The organism is Streptomyces sp. sk2.1 (assembly GCF_008120935.1).
In the GTDB taxonomy this organism is placed as follows: Bacteria; Actinomycetota; Actinomycetes; order Streptomycetales; family Streptomycetaceae; genus Streptomyces.
This window is the reverse complement of record NZ_RDBO01000067.1, coordinates 38,812-65,318: the sequence shown is the minus strand read 5'-3', so window position 1 is coordinate 65,318 and position 26,507 is coordinate 38,812. Positions and strand designations below refer to the sequence as shown.

Here is a 26,507-nt window from a genome sequence, read left to right as displayed (position 1 = left end):
TGTCGTTGTTCCCGCTGTGCCGTGACCGGCCTCCGTCTCCCGCCGTACCCCCGCCGTACCGCTGGCTCTGCCGTTCCTCAGCCCAGTGACAGGCTGAGGATGCCGTCCTCGCGGCCCTGCGAAATGCAGAGCAGAGCACCCGAGTGGCCAGGACGTACTGGTCCCGATCCGCTGTCGCCCGGGGCAGCGTTGCATGTATGGGGCCGCCATCATCTGTCCGGCCCACTCGCGTCAATCGGTCTGCGTTCAGTCGGGCGGCTCCGGTGGGCGCGGCTGTCCCGGCTCGGGTTCGGGACCGGGAACACCCGGGCCATCCGGGCGGGGTGGCTCAGGCGGTGGTGTGGGCGACCCGGGCGGCGCCGGAGGATCCGGCGGCACAGGCGGCTCTGGCGGTCCCGGGGGCGATGGGGGTTCAGGCGGCGGGACGGAGGTGATGTCGGGATCGGGCGGCACGGGAACGGTGCTCATGATCACCGCCTCCTACTGGTGTTTGAGCTCCTTGCTTATTCATTTTCGAACAACCATGGATGGTGCGCTTGTGGTCGAAGTGGGTGAGCCTCCGTGCAGCTGGAAGTCCTCCAGCAGGGTGGGCCGCGGTCGCCGACGGTGAGGGAGTTGTCAGTGTCGTTGACGCGCGCTCCGGGAAGTCCGGTTGCCGACGCCGCCAGGCGACGACAGCCACGCGGCCCACGCCCGCACGCTGCCCGATCTGCGACAAGGACAAGGACTCCACAGCGATCTCCTCACGGCTCCTCGGGCAGGTCGGCCCCGATGCACCACACCGTGACAGGCCATCGCAAGTCAGGTCAACTCGCATTATTTCAGGTCAAATTGGGTGCACTCGGATAGTTTCGCGCCCGCGTACACAAGGGAAAAATTCACCCGCCCGGACCGGCACCGGCCCGCCCGTCACCCTTTGCGGGCCGCCCCTCGACGAGTCCGCCGTACACCACCGCCCCCGCTGATGTACTGACCCCTCCAAGCCTGGAGAAGGGGAGCACTGTGGGGTACAGCAGGGGCTACAGGACGGAGCGCCGGGATGTCTGGTCCCGGTGGACCTGCGAGAGGGACGGGTGCGGGGCGTCCAAGACGGTGCGCGGCGACCAGCACGACGACCGCGCCGCCACCTGCGCCGCCCGCCACCAGGAGGAGACCCACCGCGACGCCCTCGTCACCGACGCGATCGCCGCGCTCCGCACCGCCCGCGCGGCGCTGGACCAGCTGTCGTCGGCCGCGGTCACCGACGTCGACACGTACACGTACCGGGGCCGGGCGTGCGTGACGCCCGAGGCCGTGGCCGACGCCCTGGGCGCGTGGGAGTCCCAGCTCACCGCTACGCTTCCCGGGCCGTCCGACCCGGACGAGCGCGTGCTCTGGAAGATGGCCGGCCACCACGGCGGCGACGCCATCTGCAAGCACAGCCATACCCCGTAGGCGACGGGCCGGTGGAGCCGTAGGCTTCGAGGAGAGTCCGGGACCGGAGAGGACCTGGCTTGCCGGGGCGGGCGGGCGGCGGCGCAGATACCAGTCAGCCTGAAGGAGGGGACAGGAAGAGTGCCCCGTTGTGCCAGAGCCCCGTAGTTGTCACTGAGCGCGGCGGCCGTGCTGGGGGAAGCCGTCGGACGAAGCGCGATGGCTGTCACCATCTACTCGGGCTACTTGTCACCTGCGGTAGATGATCAGCCTTTTCGTCACCTGCTGTTCGTTGAAGATCAGCTTCCGGTGGTGCGAGGCGGCTGGCTCGATGGCGTGCGTGTTCGGGCGAGCGGATGTCAACGAAGCGTCGGACGTGGTGCGGGCCGACCGGTGCGAGCGGAAAGACTCGGTCGTTGAGGTGCGAGGGCGGGGAGTTAGGGGGCCAGCAATGGACCGAAGGTCTGCGTGGCGAGCTTCTCCGCGTCTTGTTGCCCGACGATCCGGCCGGGAATCGTGGGATGCGCCTTCGCCCAGGCGTGGGCGGTGGCGTTGCTGGTGAAGAAGTTCAGTGCGTCGCAGCAGGTGGTGGCTGCGGGGCCGCCACCCGGCCGCTGTCCGACGAACACCACGGCGTCCGCCGGCTCCCAGACCGTCAGCCCGCTGGTGGCCGTGACAGTGACCGCCTCTTCGGTGACCGGGTCGAGGGAGGTGATCACCGCGTCCTGGCCGAGCATCGGCGGGATGCCGAGCGCGTCGATCGCGCACATCGACCACGCCTCGATGCCTCCCGTGATCCGTACCCGGTGCCGGGTCGGTACGGCGGAGAACGGGTACGCGGCTCGGATGCGGCCGTGCTCGTCGAGTGTCAGGAAGTCCTCGCGGAACAGTTCCTCCAGCACCTGCCCGGCCGTCCGGCCGGCTGAAGCGGCGGCTGCTTCCAGCTCGTCAGGCTCCGGTGCGATCCCGGTGGCGGCAAAGTGCCGCAGGACGGCCTGGTGCACCGCACGCAGTCCCCGCCCCGCCGTCCTGTGTCGCCGCTCGGCTGTCCGCCGATGCCTGCCCTGCCCGGTCGACCGCCGGGGCCAGGCCGCCGCGGCCCCGCAGCTGCGCCCTGCCGTCCGGCCCCGTGGCCCGGCCCGTTGCTGTGCCTGGTCGTTCTGTCCGGGCCGGGGTGTAACGCCTGGGTCCGGGTACACAGTTCGTTCTTGCCGCGGGGCGGCGGGGCCGCGGGGCCGCGGGGCCCGGCTGTGCGGGGCGTGGTCCCGGAGGTCTGGTCACCGCCCCGTCCGCCGTCCGCGGTCTCGTTGCCGCCGCGTCGTCGACCACCTTCCTCGCCCGCCCCGKMCGGGGCGGTGCCGGGGCCAGCCGCAGGACGGGGGGCCGGGGTTTCGCGCGGGGTCGTCGACCGACCGGACTGCTCCGGGACCCGGCCCGCGCTGCGCCCCCGCCGCATGTCACCGTCGCCCGCCTGGCTCTGTTCACGTCGTGGAGCAGCGTTTCGGCAGCAGTTCGGGAGGCACCCGCCCGCGTCCGATGCCCGTGCCTGGAGCTGATGAGGTGCCCGGCAGGGCGTGGCGCCGGCAGGGACGAGTCGGGTGCATCCGGCGAACTGCTCAGTAAGTTCGGTTGGTGGGGCGGTGGTTCACGCGTGTCGTTACTCTCCAGGGCATGACATCCCAAGGGCGTAGTGCCGGAACTGTCTTGTGCATCGTCGTGGCCATGATCAGCATGATCACGGCGGTGATCCTGTCGGCGGTCGCGTTGGACGCGGCCTCCAAGGTGGCTGATGAGCCACTGGGTGGCGCCAGCGGAGCGTTGACTCTTTACGCGGACTCCAACTGCCGCGCTGATCGCGACGCCGCACCCACTCAGGCGGACATGAAGTGCCTCTTCGAGTACCAGTCGGCCAATCAACAGGGTGCGGCGCTCTGGGAAAGGGAGACTGCAGCACGGCGGGCCGGCATCCAGGCGAAGGGCAACTTGGCGATCATCTTCGGTCTGTTCGGCGTGACCTTCGCGGTCTGCGCCGTGGTGTCCAACAGAGGCCGCCGGACCGGGCCGCAAACCACCGCGATATGAGGCGTCCCTGCGACTGCCCCGGCGTAGTGGGGCAGTCGCAGGCGGGCGTACGTAGGTCTGGAGGGTGCCCCTATTTTTGGGTCAAGCTGTCTGGGCCCTCGTCGCCCGTGGTGGTGTCAGCCCGGTGCGATAGTTGGCGCCGTCGCAGGTGAGTAGGGTTGCTAGCCGCAGGGGGTATGAGTGGAACGGATCACTGGGGACCAGGTCGCGCGGCTGGTCGGCTTCGTGTCGGCACGCATCTCCGAAACCGCTCCGCTTCAAGGCGAAGCCCGCCGCGCGGCCGCAGCCCTGCGCCTGGCCGCGAACAAACAGATCGCGGCGGTGATCTTCCACCGAAACTCTCCGGCTGAGCGCTCAGGGGAGACGGAGCTGCATGCAACCGCCTCGTGGAACCTGCTGGTCGCCTTGGCTGGAATCTGGCACGACCACCCGGAGTTCCCCGCTGACGCCGTCGTAGAGACTTTCGAGTTCGACTGCGAGTCGCCCCTCTCGACATCCATGCAGCGCGAGTCGTGAGCGGTCTCATGCCACTGCAGTGGGCCGGGACTCGTGGAAGGTTCCGTCGCGGAGCATTGCGAAGAGGACGTCGGCCCTACGTCGGGCGAGGCAGAGCAGGGCCTGGGCGTGGTGCTTACCCTGGGCGATCTTCTGTCGTAGTAGGTCCTGGACGCGGGGTCTCCCAGGGCGGCGAACGCGGAGAGGAAGAAGGCCCGTTTGAGCTGCTTATTTCCTCTGCGGGAGGGCTGTTCGCCGCGGATCGATGATCCGGAACTGCGGGTCGCTGGGGCGAGTCCGGCGTAGGCGGCGAGGTGGCCTGCGGTGGGGAAGGTGCTGCCGTCGCCGACCTCGATCAGGATTCGTGCGCCGGTCCTGACTCCGATGCCCGGCACCGAGGTCAGGACCTTGTCAGGACCTTGGAAAGAGGGTGGTCATCCAGGAGTTCTTCGATCCGCCCGGCCAGGAGTTTGCGCTGGTCGAGGACGGCGGCGAGGGATCCGGCGAGGCTCGGGACGATCAGTGCGGCCGCGTCGGTTCCGGGCACCACCACGCTCTGTTCGTCCAGCGCGGTGAAGATGTCCTCGACCAGCCGCTCGGCCATCCTCGGAGCCTTCGGCCGTAACAGGGTGACCAGGCGGCGCCTGCCGGCCTTGCGGATCTGGGCCGGTGAACCGAACCGTTCCAGCAAGGCCAGCACCGCCGGGTGCTGCAACCTGGGCCCCAGCACCCGTTCCAACGACGGGTGGATCTGGGTCAGCAGCCCGTGCAGCCGGTTCGCGACCCTGGTCGCTTCCCTGGCCAGGTCGTCGTCGAAGCCGACGATCATCTCCAGCTCGGCGATCGTCTCGTCCTCGCTATCGATCGCCCGCAACGTGTGGGGCATCGCGCGGGACGCGTCCGTGATGATGAACGCGTCCCTGGCGTCGGTCTTGGCCTCACCGGGATACAGGTCGGCGATCCGTCGCATCGTCAGGCCGGGAAGGTAGGCGATCGGGCAGCCCATGTCTTTTGCGACCGCCAGCGGCAGGGCCCCGATCGAGGCCGGCTGGTCGACCACGACCAGCACCGTCCCGTGCTTGGCCTGGAGTTTCGCGAACAGCTCGCGGAGCTTGGGCTCGGTGTTGGGTAGCTGCTTGTCGAAGGCTTTCTTCCCGGCCGGGGTGAGTCCGTGGCCGTGGTGGGTTGTCTTTCCGACGTCCAGGCCGAGAAACACGCCCACGTCTTCGGTGTCGAACATCGAGCCCTTTCAGGGAATTGAGCGTGCCGGCCTCGGCATCGGTGTCGTACACGCGCATCCACGTTATGCAGACCTGTCGCCCGCGAGCTGTCCGGCGTTGCGCCGGACCGGACGGTGGCCGGACCTCTCATCAGCGTCTCCGACGACACCTCCCGGGCCCGGTGACACCACCCCCTCCAGGTCATGCCTTCGACAGGGGGACACAGTCATGCCGGGCCCGGAGGCCAGCGGCCCCATTGCAGGACCGCGAAAAAGATAACGGGGAGCCACTCGGCGGGGTCCTGGTCGGCCTTGGACCTGTTGGTGCGGGCGGTGACCGCCACGAGCGAGGACGCCGGCCGAGGTCGTTGGCGTAGGCCTCGCGGCGGGCCGCGGTCCAGGCCGAGGCCTCAGCTGGCAGGGAGCGTCATTCGAACCGTGCGGTATTCCGGGATCTGCGGTCGCGTTCTTCAGCGTGTGACCGCGGTCTTCAGCGAGGTGGTCAGGCGTCGGTGGGCGCGGGTGAGGATGGCCGCGGTGGCGATGAGGATGATGTCGAGGAGGGCGAGGGAGGCGAGTGGGGGCAGCCAGATGGCGGCCACGCCGGTGATGGCGAGGGTGGTGGCGGCAAGGAGGCGTTCTTTCCAGGCGCCGCCGGCGGTGGTGCCGAAGAACCAGGCGGTGGTGGCGAGGTAGAGCGCCGGGCCGCCGAAGAGGAGGAGGGCGAGGGTGGTGGAGCCGTGGCCGGTGGGGTGGGCGATGACGAGTTCGCTGCCGACGGCGAGGGCGACCAGGGCGGCCAGCACGAGGTAGGCGCTGTTGACTCCGAGACGGACGGAGCGCACGGGGTCGGTGGAGGTGGTGACGGCGGTGGTGATGACGTCTTCGCCGCCGCCGAAGTAGGCGGCCCACAGGCACACCAGGGCGGTGAAGACGCCGGCGGTGGCGAGCACGCTGGGGATGTCGACGGGGGCTTCAGTCATCGCGCGACCGGCGGTGAGGACGGTCTCGCCGAGCAGGATGATGAAGAACAGCCGGAGGCGTTCGAGCATGTGCTCGGCATCGAAGGCGAGCTCGCGGCCGCTGAGGGTCCGGCCGGGCAGAGGGTGGGCGAGCCAGGTGCCGGTGAGGTCGATCAGGGCGGCGGCGGCCCACCACCACAGGCGGGAGCCGGAGCTGACCGCGGCGCCGACGATCCACAGGGGGGCGGAGAGCGCCATCCAGACCAGGGTGCGGCGGAAGTGCTCGCGCAGGGCGTCGGTGCGGCCGGCCAGGGCCGTGACCGCGCCTGCGAAGAAAAGGATGGCGAGGAGCGGGATCACGAACGCCCAGGCCCGGTCGGCGAAGGCGCCGGGGATCGCGGCGTTCATGAACAGGCCGAGACCCATGACGATGACGATCATCCAGCGGGTGACGTCACGGTGGACGTCGAGGAGGGTGGCTTCGTAGCTGGTGTAGGCCCAGGTGCCGAATACGGCGACCAGCAGGACGGCGGTCTCCGCCGCGCCGCGCCAGGTGAGGTATTCCAGGAGGTGGTGGGAGAGCTGGGAGACGGCGAAGACGAAGACCAGGTCGTAGAACAGCTCCAGCGGGGACACCTCCCGCCGCAGCCTCTGCGACTCGGGGACGCTGCTCATGATCGAAGTCTCCTCTGTCTGCGTTGAGGGCCGGGCGGAGCGTCCGCGTTTGCCAGGGGCTGTTGGGGGGCGGGCAGGGTGCGGTCCAGTCCCGCAGCCGCCGCCAGGCCGTCACCCCACTGCAGCCGGTCCGCTCGGCGGGCACGTCTCTCCAGCTGACGTTCTTGCGCAGCACGTACACGATGCCCCGAAGAGCCGCACGGTCGTCCGCCGGCAACCGCCCGGGATACCGATGACGCCGCGGCGGCCGGGGCGGCAGCAGCGGAGCGATGCGTTCCCACAGGTCATCAGGCACAAGATCATCCGACACCCGCACCACTCTGCCCCTGCCAGCCCCGGTCGCCAAGCCCTCACGCTGAACTCATTCTGAAACGATCAGTAAGGGCTCTGCAGGCCAGACGGTGCGGGACGCGGTGCTTGGTCCTCCGGTTACCGATGAACACGGCCGGGGCGGCCGGGTCCGTCCCGGTCGCTTCTCCCAGAGGACCATGCATCGCTTGAGGACATCACGCTCCACCTCCAGCTCGCGTATCCGCTTGTTCTTCTCGCCCATCTCCCGCCGCAGCCGCTCCAGCTCGGCGCGCTCGGCCTCCCGCATCCGCCCGCCCGGTGCAGGCTCGGCCGACCGGTCCGACGACGCCGACCCGTTGCGCTGCCACCGCGACACCCAACTGTGCAGCAGTCCAGGGACTTCGCGTAGATTCACCCCAACAATCCGAAGTCAGTAGGATCCCAAGGCCCGCATCCGCGGCCCGTGAAGCGAACACCTTCACGACCGGTGGTGCGGGGCTATGGATTCGCTTGCGAGAGCCCATAAGACGGCCCGCGGTCGCGGGCTGTCCGTGACCAGTGGAGTTCGAACAACATGAGACCTGTACGTCCGCGCCCCTACGCGTGCATAGGAACCCTCCTCGCCGTCGGCCTCCTGGCCGGCTGCTCCTCGTCGGACGGGTCGGCCGAGCCGACGCGTTCGGAATCGTCGTCCGGCCGGCCCGCGCCCGGGAACGAGAGCCCCAAGGCGTCGTCCCCGGCCTTCGCCACCCCGTCCGAGTGCGACGGCCTCCAGCTCAAGGGCGGTACGACCCTGGCCGGTTCGGCCCTGTCGAAGTGCCTGGTGGCCGCCCTGAAGGCGTACGGATCGGGGACGGAGGCCGTGCAGTCGGGGGACGAGTCGGGGACGTCGCGGTTCCTCTTCGGGGACGAGCCCGCGCTGGCCGGGTCGATGACGGGGCCGGAGGGGGAGAAGGCGTACGTCTTCAAGGGCGAGGACGAGTGGATCAAGACGCCGGGGCTCGGCAAGTGGGTCAAGGGGGACAAGAACAGCAGTGACCCGCAGGAGCAGATCGTGGCCGCCACCGGGAAGCTCTACCGCGCGCTCGCCGATCCGGAGATGACGGCCCAGATGATCGCGTCGGCGCCGGAGTGGACCGTCGAGCAGGAGCGGCCCGTGCTCTCCCTGGAGAACGGGGAGGACGTCACGGCGTGGCGGATCGTGAACAAGAAGCCGTACACATTCATGGGCGCGGCCGTGCGCGAGCACATCCTCTGGTTCGGGGACGACTTCACGCCCTACGGCGGGCAGGCCGAGTCCCGGACGGCCGGCGTGATGAGCACGACCACGCAGCACTTCTACGACCTGGGCAAGCCGGTGACGATCGAGGCGCCCGAGTAGACCTTTCGCGCTCCGCGTTCCGGGGCCGGCGGACGGCTCCGGGGCGCGGGGCGTGCATGGCCGGGCGCCTGCAGCGGGACGATGACGAGGGCCGTGTCGTCGTCGGCGCCCGTCGGCGGCAGCAGAGCCGCCAGCAGCGCGTCGACGAGCACTTCGGCCCCGGCCCCGTGGTGGCGGGCGAGGGAGGCGGCGAGCCGGTCGAGCCCGGTGTCGATGTCCTCGTTCCGGCGCTCGATCAGGCCGTCGGGGTACAGCACGAGGAACGCGCCCTTGGTGAAGGGCACCGCCGCCTGCGGCCAGGGCCCCGGGTCGCAGCGGGCGCCGAGCGGCGGATCGGTGGCCCTGTCCAGGAACTCCACGGTGCCGTCGCCCCGCAGCAGGGCCGGCGGCAGATGACCGGCGACGCCGTACGTGATGTGGTGGGCGTCCCAGTCGACGACCGCGCTGGCCACCGTCGTGTTCTCGGCCCCCACGACGGAGTCGGCGTGCAGCTTCAGGATCTCCAGAGCGCGGGCCGGGCCGCCGCAGGAGCGGGAGGCGGCACTGAGCGCGCTGCGCAGCTGCCCCATGACGGTGGCCGCCGACAGTCCGTGACCGACCACGTCGCCCACGGCGACCCCGAGCCGGTCGCCCGGCAGCTCCACCAGGTCGTACCAGTCACCGCCCACCTCCAGCGCGCGGACGGCGGGCCGGTACAGTATCGACGCACCCTAGGCGCCTGTTTCCGAGCCGGGCATGACATGGCCACCCGTGGTGTCTGGGCGCTTGCCCAGCTCAGAATTCGAACGGCGGGGTTTGGGTGGCGGGGGCGGCTCCTCGGCGCGGTATGCCTCCGTCCTGCCGGCGATAGAGGTCGCGCAGCAGGGAAATCTCGGCGCCGTGATGGATCAGCTCCCTGTTGACGTGCAGGACGATCCCCTCCATGGGAAACCGCTCGGGACCCACCGTGGGCGAATTCTCCAGGTCAGCGTCCGAGAGCTCGCGGACCCCCGCGTTCCATCTCCCATACATCTCATCGAGCTGTTTCAGCGCCTCGTCAGCGGTCCCCGCGTAGGCGAATGTCTGGGAGTCGACGTCCTGGCCGTCGAAGTACCATCCGACCCGATAGCCCAGGCACGAGACGATGATGTGCGCCAGCCGCCAGGCAATCGTGGTCACCGGCGCCGGCACCGGGTCAGGGGACGCGGAGTCCATCGTCCACTTCCCCGAACCTGCCGACATCGGTGCGGCCGACGTGCCACGTGGGCGGATGCTCCAGCAGCCGCGCACCGGCTCCCAGAAGTACTCCTCATCGGTAAGACCGTCCAGCCGCGGCCGCAGGTTCTTGCGCCAGTACCAGTCCAACTGCTCCGCGAGCCGCTCGCTTCTTGTCATTTCAGCACACTACAGACCCGTAGAGCAGAGCGTGCCGACCTGGTGGCCGCAGGGCGACCCCGGCTATGCCGTCCGGCAGCGCGACCCGGGTTTTCCGGGCAACAGGACACCGGCCTCGATGTTGCCGGTTGCGCTGATGAAGTCGTCGTGGTGGTGCGAGAATTGGGCGGACCTGAGGGCCGGTGACCTCTAGGTGGCACTGCTGGCCGTCAGTGCCGAGAGGATCAGTCGCGGTGGGCCTCGCGGGAGGCAGGCTGTCCGCTCCTGCGGGAGTTTCGGCGGGTGATGCGCCTGGTCATCAGGGTGATCGCGGCCCAGGTGATGAGCGATTCCGAGTGCTGGACGAGCCGTTCGTAGTCCCGCGCGTGCCTGCGGGCGTGCATGACCCGGGCGTGTGAGCGTTCGTCGTGGTGATCGCTCCCTCGCCTGCATTCGCACGAGTTGGCTTGATCGGCACACGGTTCAAAGACAACCCCGCCGGCGCGGGGGTGCCCCGGTGTTTATGGCGAGGGCGGCGCGAATGCCGCCCTCAAGGGTGCCGTCGGGCTGCGCGGTCGGGGAGGGTGTGCAGGGTGCGGACGCCCGCGGTGGTCATGGTCCGATGGGCTCCTCCGGGGCCTGCCCGTACAGCGCCGAGGGTCGGCGTGCCGGTGGGGGCGGGCAGGGCCATCGGGTCAGGCCGCGGGGATGGCCTCGGCTTCCGGAACGGTACCCGGCCGTGTGATCGACTTCAGTTCCATCCGCCGGTCCACCAGGGCCCCGCCGGCGAAGTCCGCCCAGTACGGGTGGGCGCTGACGGTCTCCGACAGGGCCAGGCATTCCTGGCGGAACTCGTCGACGGCGGCCTTCTGCTCGTCCGTCCAGCCGGGCGACGGCGGCCGGCCGCCCGTGACCTCACCGGTGTGCGAGTGCTCCTTGCCCGGCCACCCGTCGTGCGGCTCCACGGACCAGGGCAGGGCGCGCCCGAGCGCGGTGAGCTCCGCGGTGGCCTGGTGCAGACGGATCCGAGTAGCGCGGAGAGCATCGGGGAAGGGGTTTTCAGCCACGCCTGAATGATATGTGCGTTCGATTTCAAGTCCGGGGAGACAGGCCGCGGGGCGCTGGCCGATTGCACCGGAGCACGTTATCTGTCACCTGAGCGCAACATCTGTCACCAATGCGGCCAGGCCCTGCCTGGCAAATGATCTTGGCTGGTTTTCTGTCGCACCGGAGCTGACGAATTCTCACCGGATCTCATCCGTGTTGTCGGATTCTCACCGTTTCGAATTCCGGGCGTTCGCGGCAGGGCCTGGTCACAGCCGTGCGGCCGTGCGGACCAGGTCGGCCAGGGCGAGGGAGCGGCTGTGCGCGGGCCAGGCGATGTGGGTCACGACGGGAGGTGCGTCGGTCAAGGGGACGGCGGTGTGCTCGGCCCACAGCCAGGAGCGAGCGGAGTCGGGGACGACCGCCACGGTGCGTCCGAGAGCGATCAACTGGGCCAGTTGCGTCTGGTTGTGGATCTCGGGGCCCGGTCCGGGTGCGTAGGTGCCGTGGGTGGGCCAGCGGGCGAGCGGCAGATCCGGGATGTCCCCGACATCGGCCAGGGACAAGGTCTCGCGGGCGGCGAGAGGGTGCTTGGCGGGCAGGATGGCGACCTGCCCTTCGGTCGTCAGTGCCTCGCTGTCGAACCCCGCGAGGGAGTTCCACGGCGCGTGCATGAGTGCGACATCGGCACGTCCGTCGCGCAGCAGCCCTTCCTGCTCGCACGGACCGCACAGCAGCACCTCGATCTCGGCACTGCCGGGCTCGGCCGCGTAGGCGTCGAGGAGCTTCCGCAGCAGTTCGTGCGACGCGGCGGCCTTCACCGCAAGGACCAGCCGGCCGTGGGGGCCGCCAGGGCTGTCGGCACCGCCCGCGCGCCGGGTGCGGCGAGCGGCGGCAGCGGTCGCGTCGAGGGCCGCCCGGCCCTCGTGCAACAGCACTTCTCCGGCACCGGTCAGGCGGACACCGCGGCGGTTGCGCTGCAACAGGCGGACCCCGAGGCGCCGTTCGAGCTGCTGGATCGCCCGCGACAGCGGCGGCTGGGCCATGCCGAGGCGCTCGGCGGCGCGTCCGAAGTGCAGTTCCTCGGCGACAGCCACGAAGTACCTCAACTCGCGGGTTTCCAGGGTGTCCACGGCCGCAGCATACGCGGTGATACCCGGAAAGTATGACAGGGCACCGTATCGGTGTTGGCCGCGCCACTCGTCCGCGAGCCAACATCATCAGCATGAGCGAAACGATGATTGCGCTGGTGACCGGCGCGAACAAGGGCATCGGGTACGAGATCGCGGCCGGGCTGGGCAGCCTCGGATACCGCGTGGGCGTGGGAGCCCGCGACGCGGCCCGGCGCGAAACCGCCGTCGGGGAGCTGCGCGCCGTCGGCGTGGACGCGTTCGGGGTACCGCTGGACGTGACCGACGACCGGAGCGTCACTGATGCCGCGGAACTGATCGAACGGCTGGCCGGGCGTCTGGACGCCCTGGTCAACAATGCCGGCATCTCGGGCGAGATGGGCCCGAGGTGGGTGCAGGACCCGACCGCGCTCGACCTGGAGGTGCTCCGCACGGTCGTGGACACCAACGTCATGGGTGTCGTCCGGGTCACCAACGCGGTGCTGCCCCTGTTGCGGCGCTCGGCCTCGCCACGCATCGTCAACGTCTCCAGCAGCGTCGGTTCCCTGACCCGGCAATCGGACCCGGACATCGAGATCGGCCCGGTCATGGCGGCCTACGCGCCGTCGAAGTCGTTCCTCAACGCCCTCACCGTGCAGTACGCCCGGCAGTTCGCCGGTACGAACATCCTGATCAACGCCGCCTGCCCGGGTCTGGTCGCGACCGACTTCACGGGCTTCCAAGGGCCCCGCACTCCTGAACAGGGCGCGACCACGGCGATCCGGCTCGCCACGCTGCCCGACGGCGGCCCGACCGGTTCGTTCTTCGAGGACGACGGCGTCGTCCCCTGGTGATCACGAACTCGCCGTGGATTCCGCAGAAACCAGATGCGCTGAGAGTCCCAAGCCGAGCGTTCTCACCGAACCTGGCAACCCCGCAGCTGAGCACAAGATCCACAGACAAACCCAACACGACAGGACAGCTGGGTTCGCGGAGCCAGAGGATGAGCGCCGCGAGGTGGAGTCCGGTCCGGTGGCAGGCGGCGAGTTCGTCGAAGCGGGTCGCGATGGCGCGGAACTGCTTGAGCCGGTTGAAGCAGCGTTCGACGACGTTGCGGCCCTTGTAGAGGTCGCGGTCGAAGGCCGGCGGTCCGCCTCCGGCCCGTCCGCGCCGCACGTGGTCGGTCTTCTGGTCGGCCCTCTCCGGGATCACCGCCCGGCTGCCCCGGCCTCGCAGCGTCTGGCGGATCGCCCGTGATGAGTACGCTTTGTCGGCGATGACCGCGTCGAGCCTGCGGCGCGGCTGGCCGACGCCTGCCCGGGGCACTCGCACGGCGTTCAGGACCTCGCCGAAGACGGTGAAGTCGTTGACGTTGCCCGGCGTGACGACGACGGCCAGAGGCAGGCCCCGGCCCGCGCGAGGAGGTCGGGCCGATCACCGGCGAGGTCGTCGGGTTCGTCCTGGCCGGTGAGGGCCTGCCCACCGGCTACGTCAGCGGCGACAACGCCTCCCTCGACGCGGTCAGGGAAATCGCCGAACGTTTCGCCCCGTCGACACGGCCCTCCTCTTCGCCGGAGCACCCCGCTTCACCGGGCTCTTCGACGGCAAGGTGATCGTCCTGGACAGCGCCCGGTCCACCGAGGCCGCGAAGATCCTCGACGCCGCCCGCGTGGTCCCCGTCCACTACGACAGCTGGGCCCACTTCACCGAGGGCCGCGACCACCTCGCCGCCGCCTTCGCCGACGCCGGTTTCGCCGACCGCGTCGACTTCGGCATCCGTGGCTGACCCCGCCCCCGTAAGGCACGCACACCGGGCGCCGGCCGACAGAGGCCTGCCGCGGCTGTCGGCCGGCGCCCACTGCCTCCCCGCACACCCCGAAGCCGAAGAACCGCAGACCTGAAGGACCCGCACCACCAGGACCGACCCGATCTGCGGCACCCGCCACGGCACCGCCCCCGCCGCCTTGTCCGTCCTGGACTCCGCCATGACCGGCACCGGGCAGACCGCCGCGGAGGCGCTGGCCGGCAGCATCGAGCTCGCCCGGCTCGCCGACCGGCGCGGCTTCACCCACTACTGGATGAACGAGCACCACGCCATGCCCGGCGTCTCCACCTCCAGTCCGCCCGTCCTGCTCGCCCGGCTCACCGCGGAGAGCAGCAGGCTGCGGCTCGGCGCGGGCGGATCATGCCGCCCAACCATCCGCCGCTGGTCGTCGCCGAACAGTTCGGCATGCTCAACGTCCTCGCCCCGGCCGCATCGACCTGGGCCTGGGCCGTGCCCCGGCACCGACCACGCCACCGCCGCCGCCACCGCCCTGCGCCGCGGCACAAGCGGCGCCGAGGACCTCCCCCAACAAGTCGTCGAACTGCTGCACTTCCTCGGCGACGACTTCCCTGCCGAGTACCCCTACGCCGTGCCCGGCCCCGCCCAGGACCGTCTCAACGGCGCTGCCCCGACCGTCGGCCGCCTGCCGGTGTGGCTGCTCGGCTCCTCCGGCTACTCGGCGCGGCTCGCCGCCCGGCTCGGCCTGCCGTTCGCCTTCGCCGCCCACTTCTACCCCCGCGACGTCGTGGCCGCCCTGCGCCTTTCACCCTCTCCAAGGCGCTGGCCGAGCCGTACGCGCTGGTCAGCTTCACCGTCGCGGCATCCGACGACGCGCGACAGGCCCGCCAGGCCGGCACCTCGCGCACGCCATGCTCCGCATGTTCCAGCGCAAGTCCTACCTGCTGCCCTCGCCCGAGGAAGCCGACGCCTGCGCCTACGACGCCCAGGAACGCCAGGCCATCGACAGCTGGCTGCACCACATCCCCCACGGCATCCCCGACCAGGTCACCGCCCACCTGAACCAGGTTCAGCGGGACTCCGGCGCCGACGAACTCATGATCGGCAGCGTCGGCCACTCCCTCCGGGCCTGACTGCGCTCCACCGAACTCATCGCCGACGCCTACGGATGTCGTCGGGGCTCTGCAGGCGCTGCGCGATGAGCAGGTGGCGCTGGTCCGTGCGGTGGTGGAGACCGTGGTGGCTCTGCGCCGGTGACCGCACCACCGGCCGGTCCTCAGGCCCCTGCGGCCGAACCGTCGGCGGAGTCGCCACGGGAGGTCCACGCCGGTGCGGCGCCGACCAGCGAGTCGAGGCGTTCCAGACGCTGGGCTGTGGCGACGTCGGTGGGCGTCATGACGATGATCCGCTCGCCCCGCACCCGGTCCAGCCACAGGCTCTGGAACTGGACGTCGAGGGCGCCGACGCGCGGTGACTGGTAGCGGCGCAGCTGGGTGCGGTCGCCCACGATTTCGTACGACTCCCAGTGCCGTACGAAGTCCGGCGACTCCTGGCGCAGCCGGGTGATCAGCGCGTTCCAGCGGGGGTCGTCGCGGTGTTCCGGCTGGCGGGTGCGGAGCCTCGCGGTGATTTCGCGAAGAACGCTGTCCTCGTCGACCAGACTGTTGCGCCAGCTCGGTTCGGTGAACATGAGCCAGGCACAGTTGCGCTCTTCGACCGGGTACGCGTCCAGGTCGGCGAACAGGTACCGGTAGGTGCGATTGGCCGCAACCAGGTCGTAGCAGTCAGTCTGTACGGCGGCCGGGTACGGCAGCAGCTTGGCCAGGACGGCGGTGTGCTCGGGGCGCAGGTCCATGGGCGGTCCTGGCTCGGTGGCCGTGCCGCGGCCCGCGAGTACCATCAGGTGGCGGTGCTCGGTGGCATCCAGGCGCAGGACGCGCGCCACCGCGTTCAGTACCTGGTCGGACGCGTTCTTGGCCCGCCCCTGTTCGAGCCACGTGTACCAGGTGACCCCGACGCCGGCGAGCTGCGCGACCTCCTCGCGCCGCAGACCGGGCGTGCGGCGTCGGCCGCCTGCGGGCAGGCCCACCTCACCGGGGGTGATGCGGGCGCGGCGGGCTCTCAGGAAGGCGCCGAGGGTGCTGCGGTCGGGTGTCGAAGACGTCACCATCCCAGTGTCATGGCTCGGGGCCGGTGGGTCCAGGTAGTACTGGTACCCCTATAGCTGGGCCCCTGGTACCAGGATGACGAGGGGCGCAGGGTCGTGGTCATGACCACACAGACCATTCCCACCGCGCACGCTGTGGCGTCGCACCCGGCGCGCGCCCTCACCGGCGCCGGCCTCGCCGTCCTGCTCGTCGCCTACCTGCCCGTGAACATGACGTTCGGGTCGGTCAACCTGCTCGAACCCGCGATCACCGATGATCTCGGTGTGACCGTGTCGGGCGGGCAGCTCGTGCTGTCCGCGTACACCACGGCGTTCGCCGCGACCCTCGTCGTCGCGGGGCGTCTGGGCGACCGGTTCGGACGGCGTCGGCTGCTCGCGATCGGCGTCGGCGCGTTCGGCGTGGCCTCCGTTCTCGCCGCACTCGCACCGAACCTGGTCACACTCGTCGCGCTGCGCGCCGTACTGGGCATCGCCGCGGGACTGTTCACCCCGCAGGTCCTGTCCATCATCCAGTCCACGGCGCCGGAGAAGCTGCGGGCGCTGGGCGTCACACTGTTCGCCGCCATCAGCGGCATCGCGACCGTCACCGGACAGCTCCTCGCGGGCGCCGTGGCCCAGGCCGCCGGTGACCACTGGGGCTGGCGGCTCGTCCAGATACTCACCGGGACGATAGGAGCGGTCGCGCTGCTCGCCCTGCGCACCGTGCCCGAGTCGCGCTCGACAGCACCGCTCGCGCTCGATCTGCGCGGGGCCGCGCTCCTCGGGGCGGGCCTGCTCCTCGTCGTGGTGCCCCTGACGCTCGGCACCTCCGCAGGCGGTCCTGCCCCGGTGCTCGCGATGCTGGCCGCAGGCGGTGCGGTGCTCGCCGTCTTCGTCCGCTCGCAACGCGCCGCGGAGCGCCGCGACGAACTGCCCGTCGTACCGCCGAGCGTGTTGCGCACCCCTGCCGTACGCCAGGGCCTGATCATGACGCTGCTGTTCTTCACCGGTTACGGGGCCTTCCTGTACGAGTTCTCGGCGCTCTGCCAGGGCGCGTTCGGCGTGGACGCCTGGGGCGCCGTCGTGCTGCTGCTCGGGTTCGGCGCGGCGTTCGTCGTCACCGCCCTCGCCCTGCCGGCCGTGGAGCGCCGTACCGGACGCTGGACGATGACGGGTGCGGCCATCGGGCAGGCGGCTGTGCTCCTGGGCCTCGCCTTCATCGTGAACGGCGCGGACGGTGGGTCTCCGTCGGCCCTGCAGCCGCTCCTGATCGTGCTCGGTGTCACTCAGGCCCTGATGTACGGGCCGGTCCTGCGCACGGTCCTGTCCCGCACACCGACATGGGCGGCGGGTGTGGCCGGTGGGCTCTTCACCACGTTGCAGCAGCTCGGTCTGGGCCTGGGCGTGGCGCTCCTTGGAGGCGTCTTCCACGCGGTGGCCACCGCAACGGCGGGCGGTCCCGCCGCCGGACTGCCCCACGGTTTCGCCGTCGCCGTGACGGTGCAGGCCGCCCTTGCGCTGGCATTCGCCTTCCTGGCCGCCCGTATCGCACCGGCCGGGGCGGCCTGACGCATGTGGATGTGCTGGTGTTCTTCGCGGCCTGGGTTTCTCATGAGCCCTGGCCGTCGGGGCGGACTCGTGTGATTGTGCGACATCCCGCGAGTTCCCCTGAGCTCCGCTGACTCTCTGGGCTCGTGGCCAGGGGGTTCTTCCTCCTTCGTGTGCTCTGCCGGCTTGTGACGTAACTTCGGGATTCTTGAAGCGCTCTCACCTCGTCCGACCGATTCGCAGTCGGGTCGAAGGCGAGGAGGTTCGGGTTGGCGGCGCTGGCAGTCGTACGGGACCTGCGTGAGCACTGGGCGCCCGCGTCGGCGGAGGAGCTGGAGCGGTTCGAGACCGACGTACTGTCAGGGTTCGTCCTGGCGCGGGCCTGGGCAGGGCTGGCGGACGGCACTATCCGCGGGGACGTCGGTCACCTGGATCAGATCAGGTCCTGGTTCGGCCGGCCGCTGTGGAACATGGAGCCCGCTGACGCGGACGTGTACTTCGGGAAGGTGCTGCGGCATTCGCCCAGTGGCACTCGGCTGGGCCGGTCGCAGGCGTTGAGCACGTACTTCATGTTCCTGGAGTTGCGGCACAAGGTCGAGATCCACCGGATGACCGGCCGGGTGGTCGAGTGCCCGATCGACGAGATGAACCGGCCGCGCGGGGCCAAGGACGCCCAGCTGCGGATCCCGCCGAGCGAGCCGGAGATCGGGACGTTGTTCACCGGCTGGGGCGGCGAGCCGGCCACCTGCCGGAAGTTCGCCCCGACCGCCCGGAACTGCACCGCCTCGAAGTTGATGTCCCAGGTCGGCCTGAGGGTAAGCGAGGCGTGTGGGCTCGACCTGGACCACATCAAGTGGGACCTGGGCCGCTTCGGCAAGCTCCACGTCCGCCACGGCAAGGGGGCCCGCGGCTCTGGGCCGCGCGAGCGGATGGTTCCGCTGATCAATGGCGCCGACCGGACGCTTCGGTGGTTCATCGAAGACGTGTGGGGCCAGTTCGACGCCGATCACATCCGGCCCGGCGCCCCGCTGTTCCCGAGCGAGCGGAAGAACACCGACGGTTCCGCCCGCCGGATCGGCGACGACGCTCTGCGCAACGGGCTCGACAACGCGGTCAAGGCTCATCTGCCGGGCTGGCTGGACAAGTTGACGCCGCACGTCCTGCGGCATTTCTGCGCGTCCCAGCTCTATGGAAATGGGCTGGACTTGCTCGCAATCCAGGAGGTTTTGGGATATTCCTGGATCGCCGCCACAATGCGGTATATCAACCCTCGGGAATTGCATCAGACGGGCGAGAAAACCGCAGGTCGCGTGGTCACAGCGACACACAGAATCCCCGGAGGCCAACCCGGCCGCCCGATCAGCGCCTGGGCCATGGGCGAACGACTCCGCAAACTCGGCATCCGGCTCGCGCAAGCCCGCTCGACCGCACTGTTCCAGCTCGCCACCGAGCTGCCCGCCGCTGTCCTCGCCCGCACCCTCGGCATCGACATCACCGTCGCCGTCAAATGGCAGCGAGCCGCCGCCGGAGACTGGGCGGCATACGCAGCCGAGATCAGCCGCCGGAAGAAGGATTCATGAAGGTATCGCTAACGGTCGCACAGTTCCCTATCACCTGGGACGTTAAGCGGAATGTGGAGTTGATCTCCGAGGTCTTGGCCGAAGCCCGGCCCGACGACATCGTCGTCCTGCCCGAGGGCGCACTGTCAGGCTACGGGCCTGACCTGTCCGTCCTGGACGACCTCGACACTCTGGCCCTGGCGCACGCCACAGACCGTGTCGCCGACCTGGCGCAGCGGAAAGCGGTCCATCTGTTCTGCGGCACGTTGCTCTTCGACCAGGGAGTCTGGAGCAACGCCGCCGTCTATTTTTCACCCAACGGCGCGAGGTGGATCTACCGGAAGATCAACCTGGCGATGAACGAACGCGGCCGACTGGAAGCGGGGACCGACCTCTCCCCCCCTTTCCATCCCGATGACCGGCGGGCAAGTCAGCCTCGGTGTCCAGATCTGCCGGGAGATCCGCTTCCCCGAGCAATGGCAGCACCTTGCCAGCAGCGGAGCACAGGCGTTCATCTATCTCACCCACGCCGCAAATACGGCCGAGCCAGCTGGGGTTTGGAGAAGCCACCTCATCAGCCGCGCAGCGGAGAACCAGCGGTTCGTCGTTGCGGCAAATGTCGCGGACGCTCACCAGCACTGCCCCAGCATGATCATCTCGCCGCGAGGAGAGGTCCTGGCCGAGGTGACCTCCGGCGACACCGCCGTCATCCGAACCACCATCGATCTCGACCAGTCCGGCAATTGGTACCTCGACCAGCGGCGGCAAGACCTGCTCAGGCTGTCCTATGAAGGACGGGGCATATCAATGTAAACGGCGCAAAGGGCGGTCGCCCTCAGGCAGGCATTCGGGAGGTTGCAATACCCGAGCCCACCATTACACGTGCAGCAGACCCGGGTCGAGGACGCCTGGGTCGCCGGAATGGAACGGGCCGCGAGGCGGCTGGAAGGACTGGCCCGATGAGGTGGAACCTGCGGCTGACCGCCGCGAACAAGGGTATCTGGAAGGCGTCCGAGCTCCAGCGGAGTCTGGCCGAGCACGGCCTGGTGATCTCGGCCGGCAAGATGTCCGGGCTGTGGTCCGGCCAGCCGGTCTCCCTCAAGCTGGACGACCTGGACGTCATCTGCGTCGTGTTGGGCTGCGAAATCGGCGACTTGCTGATCCCGGAACCGCAGAAGGTCACCCGCCCCGGCAAGGAGAACACCAGCCGGACCGCTGTCGGTGCCGCAGCACCGGTTCCGGCGGTGGTGCCCAAGCGTCGCGACGGCCGGTCGCTGCCGCCTGCATGAGCCGGTATCCGAAGGGCCACCGCAAGCCCACCGACTCCTGCGACGGCTGCCTGGCCTGGGGCGACTTCAGCGGACGGCTCTGCCCGACCTGCTACATGTTCGGCCGCAGCCACGCGACGGCCGTCTGCGTCGGCTGCCGCCGTGTCCAGCCGCTGAAGTGGGATTTCTGTCGTCTGTGCTGGTGCCAGGCCCGGCTGGGCGCCCAGACCGCTGTCGACCGGCTGGCCGCGAAGGCCGATATGAGGGCCCGCCTCAACGCGGTCCGGCACCATCAGCTGTTCTTCATGGGCATGCACCACCGCAACGGATCGGCACCCGCCCCTCGGCGACGCGGTGGACGGCGGGGCGCCCCTCGCAAGCCGCCGCCCGCGCCGGCCTGGCGGCCGAATGCCGACTGGAGACAGCTGCCGCTGTTCGGACAGGTCCCGCGCGACTACGGCCGTCTCGACCCCTCCGGCGTCGACTTGACCAGCCCCTGGCTGACCTGGGCGAAGTACCTCGCTCACCGGTTCGCCGAGGCACGGGGCTGGGGACGCAACATCCGCTTCGCCGTCAACCGCGGCCTGGCCCTTGTCCTCACCGGGTACGTCGAGGGCGACGTCATCCGGCACAGCGAGATCTTCACCCCGCTCCGGTCCCGCGACCTCCCGGTCGGCCACGTCGTCACGGTCCTGGAGGAGATGGGGATCTTCAAGGACGACAGCGAACCCTCCTTCGAGGGCTGGCTCGCCGAGCGTCTGCAGGGTCTCGCACCCGGCATCCGCGCGGAGGCCGAGCGCTGGACCCGCGTCCTGCGCGACGGTGGCCCCCGCAGCCTCCCGCGACGGGAAGGCACGGTCTGGCTCTACCTCAACCGTGTCCGGCCGGCCCTGCTGGAATGGTCGGACCGCTATGACCATCTGCGGGAAGTAACCCGCGACGACGTCCTGACCTACATCAAGACACTGCACGGCCACCAGCGGCGTGACCAACTCGTGGCCCTGCACTCGCTGTTCACCTGGGCCAAGCGGAATGGGCTGCTTTTCCGCAACCCGACCTACCGGATCAAGGCCGGCCAGTACGAGTACGGCGTGCTGCAGCCGCTGGTCCCCGCCCAGGTCGGCCGGTCCGTCGCGGCGGCCACCGCCCCGGCAACACGGCTCATCCTCGCCCTCGCCGCGGTGCACGCCGCCCGGGTCGCCCAGATCGGCATGCTCATGCTCGACGACGTCGACCTCGGCAACCGACGGCCGACCATCGCCGGACGCGTCCGCCCGCTCGACGACCTCACCCTGAAACCGCTGCTGGACTGGCTGGAGCACCGGCGAAACCGGTGGCCGAGCACCGCGAACCTCCATCTGCTGATCAACAACCAGACCGCCACCAAGACCAGCCGCGCCAGCAACCACTGGATCAGCTCCTCGATGCGCAGCCAGGGCGCGACGCTGGAGCGGCTCCGCGTCGACCGGCAGCTCGAAGAGGCCCTGACCCACGGGCCCGATCCGCTTCACCTCGCCGAGGTGTTCGGGCTCGACGAGAAGACCGCGATGCGCTACGCGGACTCCGCACGGCACTACTGGAACAGGCAGCCGAGCACTCGGCATCGCCCTCGGGAAAAGAACTCGGCCCGGATTGACGCGACTTGGAGTCGGCGTCAGCAGATCCTTGGGAGAGGCGCAGGCACTCATCCCAGGCTTCAAGAAAGCTCTCGTAGGTGTTGAGGCGTTCTTGGCGCATCCAGTGACCGTGCTCGACGGCACCTTGGTCCTGTACTTGCCGCCGGACGGCTTCGGCGTTCTTTTCCGCGCCGAACTTAGCTGCCCGCGCCCCAACAACCGCTCCCAAGCCGGTTGCCACTAACCCGATCACTGCGATGGCGAGAGGAACCACGAAATCCGTCACGGCGGCACATCATGGCTGCTCAATCAGTTCAAGGGAACACCGCGTCGTGCGGCCTGACAGCAGGACCAACGGCATCACAGCTCGTCAATCAACCGCGAATACATGAACATGTCCCGGCGTTCGTCCCCCACCTGTTGCCATCCACGCAGCACCGAGCGCAACCCGCGCGGAGCAACCTCACCGCTGCTTCATCAATGACGACAGAGGGTGTCGGGTTTACGGCCGACGATGGACGTATGCGCGAAACCCCAGAAGAACTCAACAAGCTCCAGTCCCTCCTCGGCTCCTCCCTCTCCGGCTCGACCGCACACCTCCGCTCGATCGTCGAGGGCCGCACCATCACGGCGGCGCAGCTCACCGAGGTCCTCACCGGCATGTGCACGCTCGCCCTCTCCACGGTGACCGCAAAGGGCGAACCGCGGATCAGCGGCGCCGACGGGCACTTCCTGCACGGCCGGTGGCACTTCGGCACGGCGCGCAACGCCGCCAAGGCCCGTCATCTCGCGGCCCGTCCGGCCGCCAGCGTCGCGCACATGCGCGGCGAGGACCTCGGCGTGTTCACCCACGGCACGGTGGAGGAGCTGAACCCCGAGGACGCCGAGACCACGGCCGACTGGCAGGAACTCCTCGCCTACTTGAAGGACTTCTACGGCGACGACGCCTTCGACTGGAACCGCGAGGTCGTCTACTACCGGCTGAACCCGCACTGGATGACCGTCTACGCCCCCGACCTCGACAAGCTCACCGGCACGTGACGCCGGGCCCGTCGACGAGGGACTGCACCTGCGCGTACGTGGGTGCGGGGCCGGTCGACGGCGCGCCGTCGCGTACCGCCAGCGCCGTGGCGACGGCCTCGCCCAGCGCCCGCCGGTACAGCAGCGACCCGAGGCTGCCCCGCCCCCAAGCTCTCAACTCCTTCCCCAAGCTCTCAACTCCGCTTCGCTGCGTTCGAGCAGGGGGCCGCTCGGCGTCTTGCCGGTCCAGGGGACCAGGAACGGCAAGGTCGCGAGTTGGCCCCGAACCCACGGAAGCAACTCCGCAGAGCACGACGACGGACCCTTGAGTTCCCACCGAGAACCCTTCAGTTTGCGTGAACCTACGGGACTCCCGGGGGTTGATACTGGTGGGCTCGCCTATTCAACTGTCGCCAGTTCCGCCTGGGGCCCAACCTGCTGGTGACCGTACGTGGTCGTCGGCGTAGCGACTCCAGACTTCTCCGACCTCGGATGCGAGGCGGGTCGCGATGACGTCGTGGTGGCCGAGGGCGTCGTGGTAGCCGAGGGCGTCGACGACGACGGGGCGGGCATCTCCAGGACCCACTGTGGCGGATCGCTCCGGTCCGGGCGGCGGCTGTGGGGACGCCGAGGTCGTTGAGCTGACCGGAGAGGGCAGCCGTTCTTCACGGTGGCGTCGGCGAGGGCGAGCCGGGCCGACATCGACGCCGCGGGCTCAACGAGTCACCCCGACAGGTCGCGACACCTGGTTGCGGCACTAACCTGCGGTGGTGACCGGAACCGAGCTGGATGAGTTGATCGTTGCCGACGGCGCGGCGCTGCGCGCGTGGCTGCTGGACAACCACACCGCCTCTCCTGGCGTGTGGCTCGCCCTGACCAGGAAGGGCGGCTCCGTTACCACGCTGACCTGGCAGCAGGCGGTCGACGAAGCACTGTGCTTCGGCTGGATCGACGGGCAGGCCCGCAAGCGCGACGAGGGGAGTTCCTGGAGGCGGTTCACCCCGCGCCGACCGCGCAGCATCTGGTCCCAGCGCAACGTCGCCAACGTGGCCCGGTTGGAGGCGGCCGGCCTGATGCTGCCCGTCGGCCGCGCCGCGGTGGACGCCGCGAAGGCCGACGGGCGGTGGACGGCCGCCTATGCGCCGTCATCGGAAGCGGAGGTGCCGGCCGACCTGCGCGTCGCGATCGCCGCCGACCCAGCGGCGCAGGCGATGTTCGAGGTACTCACCAAGACCAACCGCTTCGCCCTCATCAGCCGGGTCAATGCCGTCAAGCGGGCCGAGACGCGAACCCGGAAGATCGCCGAGTGCGTGGCGATGCTGGCCCGGCACGAGACGGTCCACCCGCAGCGAGCCAGGCCGGCGGACCCGCCGGCGTCGTGACCGGGCTCCTGCCGGAACGGACAAACCCAGCCTATTGAGCGGAACTGTTCTCGAAGCCCTGCCTCGTCCGCTTCAAGACGGGTGAAGGTCTCCGCTGGTGCGCGGCCGGCCGTATCGTTCGACGAGGGCGTTGCCGATCGAGGCCAGGTGGTCTCGGACCCCCGGAGGGCCGGTCACCTCGACCCATTCGACCAGCCCGGAGAGCTCGCCGGCGAGCATGTACTCATTGGGGCCGCGGATCACGACCTCGATGCGGCCATCGGTCGTGGAACCTCCCACGTCGAGCCGGTCGCCGAGCGCCATCCGGAGTATGCCTATCCCGTCGGGTGTGCATACCGCCTGGACCTCCAGCGGCGTTCGTTTGCGATCGACCTCTTTGGCGATCTCATTCCAGCTCTCGGCAAGGTCGAAGTCCCCGGGGCGGTGCACAGGGTCGCCGGTCGGGTCGGCGGACGACACGCGGTCGATCCGGAAGATCCGTCGGCCGGTCTCGGTGTTGGAGACGAGGTACCACACAGGACCTTTGGCGACGATGCCCAGCGGGTGGACGGTTCTCCGGGTTTCGACGCCTTTGCTGTCGACGTAGCCGAGCGACACCTGGACGCCGCGGATCACCGCGTCCTGGAGTTCGTCGAGGAAGCGAGGCGGCCGGTGCTCGATCCGGCTCGCCCCCCATCGCTGCGGGTCTACGACCAGCGACGACGCCGCTGCCTCGGCCTGCACCTGGAAGGGCTTCGGTAGAGCATGGACGAGCTTGCGCAGAGCTGCCTTCATCGCCGGCGTCGCATCCGAGGCCGGACCGACAGCCAGGAACAGGGCGCGTGCCTCACTGGCGGTCAACCCGGACAGGTCGGTACGAGCGCCGCCCACCAGGCGCCAGCCGCCACCTCGGCCCTGCACGGAGTACACGGGCACCCCGGCCATGGCCAGGGCGTCGAGGTCACGGCGGGCGGTGCGCTCGGAGACGTCCAGCTCTCGGGAGACCTCTGCGGCTGTCACCTGCTCGCGCCGTTGGAGCAAGAGGAGTATGGCCACCAGCCGATCGGATCGCATACAGACAAAACTCTCATAAAAACCGGCCATGAGGTGACCGGTTTGGGGAGCAAGCTGGCGACATGACCTCATCGAGGAGGTCGACCGCCAGCGAACGCCCCCCGAGAGGAAATGCAGTGTTCAATCGAGCAGAATTTCCCGAGCCCACCCTGATCCAGGTCAACGGTGTGGAGCTCGAAGTCTTCGAGGCAGGCCGGGAGAACAAGGGAAAGCCCATCGTGCTCTGCCACGGCTGGCCGGAGCACGCCTTCTCCTGGCGTCACCTGATGCCCGTCCTCGCAGCGGCCGGCTACCACGTCATCGCACCGAACCAGCGGGGTTATGGCAACTCATCCCGCCCGACCGAGGTGACGGACTACGACATCGAACACCTGACGGGTGACCTCGTCGCGCTCCTGGACCACTATGGCTACGAGGACGCCACCTTCGTCGGCCATGACTGGGGTGCGTTCGTCGTCTGGGGACTGACCCTGTTGCACCCCGACCGGGTGAACAAGCTGATCAACCTGAGCCTGCCTTACCAGGAGCGCGGAGAAGCGCCGTGGATCGAGGTCATGGAAACCTTCCTCGGCGGCGACTTCTACTTCGTCCACTTCAACCGGCAGCCGGGCGTCGCGGACGCCGCATTCGATGCCAACACCTCCCAGTTCCTCCGCAACCTCTACCGGAAGAACGTGCCCCCCGCACCCCCTGAGCCGGGCATGGCATTTATCAACCTCGCCAAGGCGGAAACACCACTCGGTGAGCCCGTCATGAGCGACAGCGACCTGGCCGTCTACGTCTCCGCGTTCGAGACGTCGGGATTCACGGGCGGCATCAACTGGTACAGGAACCTCGACCGCAACTGGCACCAGCTGGCGGACGCGGACCCGATCATCAAGCAGCCCGCCCTCATGATCTACGGCGACCAGGACTTCGCGATCCCGAGGTTCGAAAGACTGGCAGAGTTCGTGCCCAACGTGGAAGTGGTCGGCCTGGACTGCGGTCACTGGGTCCAGGAGGAGATGCCAGAAGAAACCAACCAGGTGATTTCGGAATGGCTGGAACGGCAGGGCTAGTGTCCTGTGATCCGGTTCGTATCACCTGAAGGCCGAGTTCTCGCATCACA

General features: G+C 69.4%; 20 protein-coding genes and 9 pseudogenes. 15 read left to right on the top strand and 14 right to left on the bottom strand.

Annotation, left to right across the window (positions count from 1 at the left end; translation table 11 throughout):
* Positions 1–1,002: 1,002 nt before the first annotated feature.
* Entirely contained in the window at positions 1,003–1,434 is a 432-nt protein-coding gene (locus EAO76_RS24060) for a hypothetical protein (protein ID WP_148838029.1), read from the top strand.
* Between the two features lie 416 nt (positions 1,435–1,850).
* On the opposite strand, the gene EAO76_RS24055 is transcribed toward EAO76_RS24060, so the two are convergent.
* Complete coding sequence (locus EAO76_RS24055; protein WP_262375701.1) at positions 1,851–2,417, bottom strand: alkylmercury lyase family protein; 567 nt, start codon at positions 2,415–2,417, stop codon at positions 1,851–1,853.
* A 718-nt stretch (positions 2,418–3,135) separates the two neighbouring features.
* Here EAO76_RS24055 and EAO76_RS24050 point away from each other — a divergent pair.
* Together EAO76_RS24050 and EAO76_RS24045 are read left to right on the top strand one after the other, a co-directional pair.
* On the top strand, positions 3,136–3,495 hold the full coding sequence (locus tag EAO76_RS24050) for a hypothetical protein (RefSeq protein ID WP_148838028.1): 360 nt from the start codon (positions 3,136–3,138) through the stop codon (positions 3,493–3,495).
* A 180-nt stretch (positions 3,496–3,675) separates the two neighbouring features.
* Positions 3,676–4,011, top strand: a complete 336-nt coding sequence (locus tag EAO76_RS24045; RefSeq protein WP_148838027.1) for a hypothetical protein — start codon at positions 3,676–3,678, stop codon at positions 4,009–4,011.
* Positions 4,012–4,017: 6 nt separating this feature from the next.
* On the opposite strand, the pseudogene EAO76_RS24040 reads toward EAO76_RS24045, so the two are convergent.
* The 4 genes and pseudogenes from EAO76_RS24040 to EAO76_RS24025 form a co-directional block, all read right to left on the bottom strand.
* A pseudogene (locus EAO76_RS24040) lies at positions 4,018–5,230 on the bottom strand (IS110 family transposase).
* Positions 5,231–5,490: 260 nt separating this feature from the next.
* Positions 5,491–5,618: pseudogene (locus tag EAO76_RS46555) on the bottom strand (HNH endonuclease); the annotation flags it as partial.
* Positions 5,619–5,679: 61 nt separating this feature from the next.
* On the bottom strand, positions 5,680–6,846 hold the full coding sequence (locus EAO76_RS24030; RefSeq protein ID WP_148838026.1) for a low temperature requirement protein A: 1,167 nt from the start codon (positions 6,844–6,846) through the stop codon (positions 5,680–5,682).
* 82 nt (positions 6,847–6,928) lie between these two features.
* Positions 6,929–7,156, bottom strand: a pseudogene (locus EAO76_RS24025) (transposase); the annotation flags it as partial.
* 555 nt (positions 7,157–7,711) lie between these two features.
* On the opposite strand from EAO76_RS24025, the gene EAO76_RS24015 reads away from it, so the two are divergent.
* Positions 7,712–8,518, top strand: coding sequence for a hypothetical protein (locus EAO76_RS24015; protein WP_148838025.1), 807 nt, complete (start codon positions 7,712–7,714; stop codon positions 8,516–8,518).
* Between the two features lie 71 nt (positions 8,519–8,589).
* Here EAO76_RS24015 and EAO76_RS24010 read toward each other — a convergent pair.
* From EAO76_RS24010 to EAO76_RS23985, 5 genes and pseudogenes are all read right to left on the bottom strand, one after another.
* A pseudogene (locus EAO76_RS24010) lies at positions 8,590–9,225 on the bottom strand (PP2C family protein-serine/threonine phosphatase); the annotation flags it as partial.
* Between the two features lie 67 nt (positions 9,226–9,292).
* Positions 9,293–9,892: a DinB family protein gene (locus tag EAO76_RS24005; RefSeq protein WP_148838023.1), complete on the bottom strand. Its 600-nt coding sequence runs from the start codon at positions 9,890–9,892 to the stop codon at positions 9,293–9,295.
* 278 nt (positions 9,893–10,170) lie between these two features.
* Positions 10,171–10,296 (bottom strand): annotated as a pseudogene (locus EAO76_RS23995) (IS5/IS1182 family transposase); the annotation flags it as partial.
* Positions 10,297–10,566: 270 nt separating this feature from the next.
* Positions 10,567–10,938 carry a hypothetical protein gene (locus EAO76_RS23990; RefSeq protein ID WP_148838021.1) on the bottom strand — a complete coding sequence of 124 codons (372 nt, stop codon included), beginning with the start codon at positions 10,936–10,938 and terminating at the stop codon, positions 10,567–10,569.
* Between the two features lie 246 nt (positions 10,939–11,184).
* Positions 11,185–12,048, bottom strand: coding sequence for a LysR family transcriptional regulator (locus tag EAO76_RS23985; RefSeq protein ID WP_148838020.1), 864 nt, complete (start codon positions 12,046–12,048; stop codon positions 11,185–11,187).
* Positions 12,049–12,140: 92 nt separating this feature from the next.
* On the opposite strand from EAO76_RS23985, the gene EAO76_RS23980 reads away from it, so the two are divergent.
* Positions 12,141–12,878 (top strand): SDR family oxidoreductase, encoded by a 738-nt coding sequence (locus EAO76_RS23980; RefSeq protein WP_148838019.1) that lies wholly within the window; start codon positions 12,141–12,143, stop codon positions 12,876–12,878.
* A 127-nt stretch (positions 12,879–13,005) separates the two neighbouring features.
* Here the strand turns inward: EAO76_RS23980 and EAO76_RS23975 are convergent.
* Positions 13,006–13,437: pseudogene (locus EAO76_RS23975) on the bottom strand (IS5 family transposase); the annotation flags it as partial.
* Between EAO76_RS23975 and EAO76_RS23970 the strand changes: the two are divergent.
* Together EAO76_RS23970 and EAO76_RS23965 are read left to right on the top strand one after the other, a co-directional pair.
* Positions 13,428–13,810, top strand: a pseudogene (locus EAO76_RS23970) (MBL fold metallo-hydrolase); the annotation flags it as partial. The pseudogenes EAO76_RS23975 and EAO76_RS23970 sit on opposite strands and share 10 nt — an antisense overlap.
* 142 nt (positions 13,811–13,952) lie before the next feature.
* Positions 13,953–14,940, top strand: a pseudogene (locus EAO76_RS23965) (MsnO8 family LLM class oxidoreductase).
* A gap of 143 nt (positions 14,941–15,083) precedes the next feature.
* Here the strand turns inward: EAO76_RS23965 and EAO76_RS23960 are convergent.
* Entirely contained in the window at positions 15,084–15,977 is an 894-nt protein-coding gene (locus tag EAO76_RS23960) for a helix-turn-helix transcriptional regulator (protein ID WP_262375700.1), read from the bottom strand.
* A gap of 99 nt (positions 15,978–16,076) precedes the next feature.
* Between EAO76_RS23960 and EAO76_RS23955 the strand changes: the two genes are divergently transcribed.
* From EAO76_RS23955 to EAO76_RS23920, 6 genes and pseudogenes are all read left to right on the top strand, one after another.
* Complete coding sequence (locus EAO76_RS23955; RefSeq protein WP_148838017.1) at positions 16,077–17,522, top strand: MFS transporter; 1,446 nt, start codon at positions 16,077–16,079, stop codon at positions 17,520–17,522.
* A gap of 248 nt (positions 17,523–17,770) precedes the next feature.
* Positions 17,771–19,081, top strand: coding sequence for a site-specific integrase (locus EAO76_RS23950; RefSeq protein ID WP_262375699.1), 1,311 nt, complete (start codon positions 17,771–17,773; stop codon positions 19,079–19,081).
* Positions 19,009–19,873: pseudogene (locus tag EAO76_RS47705) on the top strand (carbon-nitrogen hydrolase family protein). The gene EAO76_RS23950 and the pseudogene EAO76_RS47705 overlap by 73 nt, the downstream one beginning before the upstream one ends.
* A gap of 146 nt (positions 19,874–20,019) precedes the next feature.
* Positions 20,020–20,349, top strand: a complete 330-nt coding sequence (locus tag EAO76_RS23930; RefSeq protein ID WP_148838015.1) for a helix-turn-helix transcriptional regulator — start codon at positions 20,020–20,022, stop codon at positions 20,347–20,349.
* Positions 20,346–22,049 carry a hypothetical protein gene (locus tag EAO76_RS23925; protein ID WP_262375698.1) on the top strand — a complete coding sequence of 568 codons (1,704 nt, stop codon included), beginning with the start codon at positions 20,346–20,348 and terminating at the stop codon, positions 22,047–22,049. The genes EAO76_RS23930 and EAO76_RS23925 overlap by 4 nt, the downstream gene beginning before the upstream one ends.
* 417 nt (positions 22,050–22,466) lie before the next feature.
* On the top strand, positions 22,467–22,985 hold the full coding sequence (locus EAO76_RS23920) for a pyridoxamine 5'-phosphate oxidase family protein (protein WP_148838014.1): 519 nt from the start codon (positions 22,467–22,469) through the stop codon (positions 22,983–22,985).
* On the opposite strand, the gene EAO76_RS23915 is transcribed toward EAO76_RS23920, so the two are convergent.
* Complete coding sequence (locus EAO76_RS23915) at positions 22,972–23,142, bottom strand: hypothetical protein (protein ID WP_262375697.1); 171 nt, start codon at positions 23,140–23,142, stop codon at positions 22,972–22,974. The two genes, EAO76_RS23920 and EAO76_RS23915, sit on opposite strands and share 14 nt — an antisense overlap.
* Positions 23,143–23,731: 589 nt before the next feature.
* On the opposite strand from EAO76_RS23915, the gene EAO76_RS23910 reads away from it, so the two are divergent.
* Positions 23,732–24,346 carry a YdeI family protein gene (locus tag EAO76_RS23910; protein WP_222872196.1) on the top strand — a complete coding sequence of 205 codons (615 nt, stop codon included), beginning with the start codon at positions 23,732–23,734 and terminating at the stop codon, positions 24,344–24,346.
* A gap of 72 nt (positions 24,347–24,418) precedes the next feature.
* Here EAO76_RS23910 and EAO76_RS23905 read toward each other — a convergent pair whose 3' ends face one another.
* Positions 24,419–25,399: a YafY family protein gene (locus EAO76_RS23905; RefSeq protein ID WP_148838012.1), complete on the bottom strand. Its 981-nt coding sequence runs from the start codon at positions 25,397–25,399 to the stop codon at positions 24,419–24,421.
* Between the two features lie 116 nt (positions 25,400–25,515).
* Between EAO76_RS23905 and EAO76_RS23900 the strand changes: the two genes are divergently transcribed.
* Positions 25,516–26,457: an alpha/beta fold hydrolase gene (locus tag EAO76_RS23900; RefSeq protein WP_148838011.1), complete on the top strand. Its 942-nt coding sequence runs from the start codon at positions 25,516–25,518 to the stop codon at positions 26,455–26,457.
* The last annotated feature ends 50 nt before the right edge of the window (positions 26,458–26,507 follow it).